The 3,217-nt window shown below is 25.6% G+C and carries 1 protein-coding gene and 2 pseudogenes; 1 reads left to right on the forward strand and 2 read right to left on the reverse strand.

The window, feature by feature from the left end; genetic code table 4:
• A pseudogene (locus D9R21_RS05245) lies at nucleotides 1-431 on the reverse strand (hypothetical protein); the annotation flags it as partial.
• A gap of 458 nt (nucleotides 432-889) precedes the next feature.
• Complete coding sequence (locus D9R21_RS05250) at nucleotides 890-2,626, reverse strand: hypothetical protein (RefSeq protein ID WP_126821382.1); 1,737 nt, start codon at nucleotides 2,624-2,626, stop codon at nucleotides 890-892.
• A 66-nt stretch (nucleotides 2,627-2,692) separates the two neighbouring features.
• On the opposite strand from D9R21_RS05250, the pseudogene D9R21_RS05255 reads away from it, so the two are divergent.
• Nucleotides 2,693-3,217 (forward strand): annotated as a pseudogene (locus D9R21_RS05255) (IS30 family transposase); the annotation flags it as partial.

A 3,217-nucleotide genomic window follows, 5' to 3' on the forward strand; every position in this document is an offset into this window, starting at 1 on the left:
CTAACTCAATAAATTTTTCCTTGACCATCAATAATATGTACACTACCATTACCATGATATTGTATCAAAGCAATCGAATTATCAATATTGTCAATTTTAGTGGTTGTTAGTTCACCAGACTTACGTAAATAAACACCATTTGTTGTACCAAAGTAAACATCACCTATATTACGGCCATATTCATTTTTGGTAAAAGTATACATTGTTGTTACTGGATATGGAATTGTTTCTTTATTAACATAATTTTGACCATTAAGGTAATAAATATCATTTTTAACGCTAAAATTATTATTATCTCTTTTATTTCTTTTTAAATTTTCTAAATTATTAGTAATTTGTTCGTTTTTTTGATAAGGACTAGCGGCAATTGTTGTTGGTATTGCAGTTCCACTAATTGTTAATACACTTAATAAACTTAACAGTTTTTTCATTTTGTATAATTTCCTTTCTTTCATCTTGAAACTTTTTATCAAGACCTATTGACATTATATATATATACATACAAGCACTTTGAAATATGTTTTAGAAAGGAGTTATTTACTATGATTATTATTGTAATTATGTTTTAATACAAATCTGGGCTCGCGGTGATTTTCATAAGTTTGTGAAAAATGCCTTAAAGTTTAAAAAAACTTTTGCCGCGCTTTTAAAAATCTTTGGGAAAAATTCTAAGCGTTAAGCGAAGAATTTTATAAAGGTTCCAAAATTTGTTTTAAAGAACCTCAAAACTTTTTTAACTTATAAGTCATTTTATCACAAAAATTTAATAAAATCAACCTCTCGCCCAAAACATAAAAAAATCTGCTATTTCAGATTTAATAAACATATAGATAAAAGTTAAGTGAAATATTCTTTAATTTTATTTCAATAGTATTATAACATAAATATTTTAAATTCCCATTTTAAAACGATACGGATAAGAACCATAAAACAAAGCATCATATGGGTCATGGTACATTTTAATATCAGGTGTGTTTGTTTTGGTATCACTAAATCTTAGTTCACTAATACACTTATCTAAAAATAGGAAGTTATCTAACATGCCATATATTTTGCCTTGAACAAACATTTTTCTTATTCATGTTACACGATTGATTATACCCGCTTCTTTATTAAGGGATGTCTGATGTTTTTTGGCTTTAAACATTTTAATTTTATAACCTAAATAAGGGTAAATATCTTCTTGTAATTTTTGCATAAAATCGTGAGCATTAATATCATAATGAAATGTAGCATATTCAAAACCATCAAATTTATCAAATGTATTAATTATTCATTGTCCGTAATGTTCAACTATTTCATTTAAATTCATTGCGTTTTTTGGTGTAACAACATTTTCTTCAATTAAATATTTATCATATTCATTATTTTCATTAATTTTATAACCACTAAATAAAAATATCGTATGGTCTTCACTACCATTAGCATAATCAACACCAATTGAATAACTATCAAATTGATATTGTTTTTTATTGGTATTATAAAAATCTTGTAGATTATAATCTTTAATATATTTACGATAATTTCGTAGAACATAAATACTAGGGTCATTGTCATTATATTCAAAACCGTAGTATTCAAGTTCAAATAAATCGGGTCGTTCTTCTTTATTTGTTAAAACAAGTTTTTTAGTAATATCAGGAATTTTGTTTCAAACAGCTCCCATTGTTAATCGTAAATTGAAAACCCCCAATCCATTAAATGCCTTTGTATTTTTTGAATATACTTGATTGTGTTCTTTTAAAATAGTTTGCATTCGGGCATTTAATGGTAAATATGGTGTTACAAATTTTTCATAAAAGACATGGTATTTATCAAAAGGATTAAAAGTAAATTGATTAGAATATGTTTTATGAAAATATGTTGTTACTGTTTCGTATTGCTTTGTTATATTATCTCATTCTTGAAATGTCCAAGATAATTCTGTTACTGGAATAGGATTATCTAAATTATATTGTTCATTATCATTTTCATCCATGTATTTTTCGTAAGACACCTTTAAACTTTTAGAACGAAACATTGAAACTCTTAAATTATTATATCTTTTGTCTAGTTCTTTATCAGTTAAGATTTCTTTTTCTTCCGCGTGGATCATTTCATCAGTTCATGTCGATATAATACCACTACCTTTACCAACTTTCCCCATAATTTTATTACCATTAGCATAACCTGCAAAAGCAATGCGAACACCACTAGGAAAAACAATTTCGCCACCTTCTTTAACATTTTTAGGTCAAACAATACCATTTTCATTGTCAGGTCACAAATCAATACCATATTTATCATATAAGTAATTACAAACATTAATCATATCGCCAAATGTATTATCTTCGTGGGTATTAGCATATCTTCGTAAAATATTAGATGAAGCATCAGTAAAATTACAAGCAAAAAATAATTTTTCAGCCAGATGGTTTCATGTTTTATTAGTACCTCTTCCAGCCGAAACAAATTTAAAAAAAGTTGGCGAAGTAAAATATCGAGCATAACTATCACCAACAAAATTTTTAAATACTTCTCAGTCAAAACCAAAATTATAGTCACTAAAATTTAAATCATATTTTTTATTTAAATGTTCATAACTAGTAATTCGTTTTTTGTTGTTAACTTTACTAAATTCTTGCATATTTATTAACCTCTTTATTTTATATATAATACATTATAAGAAAAAATGAAGGGAATTTATATAAAAATGCGAAAATTTAAACATTTAATATTTGATGAACGAGATTTATTTAAGGATTTATTGTTATCTGATACTTGTAAAAAGAAAAATGGTACGATTAATTTATCTGAAATATCAAGACAAATGGGGCGCGGAATTAATACCATTAAAAGAGAAATAAATCGATTTAAAAATATACAAGATTATAATCCATATCAAGCACAAAAAGATTATAAGAAAAAACGTAAAAAATGTATTAAAAAACTACCTGAATTTACAAAAGAGCAATTAGATTTTATTAAAATAAGATTTAATAAATACCACGATACCCCCGAACAATTGATTTATCGTTATTTCTTGGAGTTTGGTGTTAAATTTCCTGCTTGTGTTAAAACTGTTTATAAATGAATTTGCCTAGGTGAATTTGGATTAAAAAAAGAAAATTTACCCCATCATGGTAAAAAATATAAAACAAAAGGAAAACTCGATAATCGTGGTCAATTAACTAACTTTAAATCAATTTGAAATATTGAAAATAAAGTTTCTAATGTT

It is taken from the genome of Spiroplasma endosymbiont of Megaselia nigra, from assembly GCF_003987485.1.
In the GTDB taxonomy this organism is placed as follows: Bacteria; Bacillota_I; Bacilli_A; order Mycoplasmatales; family Mycoplasmataceae; genus Spiroplasma.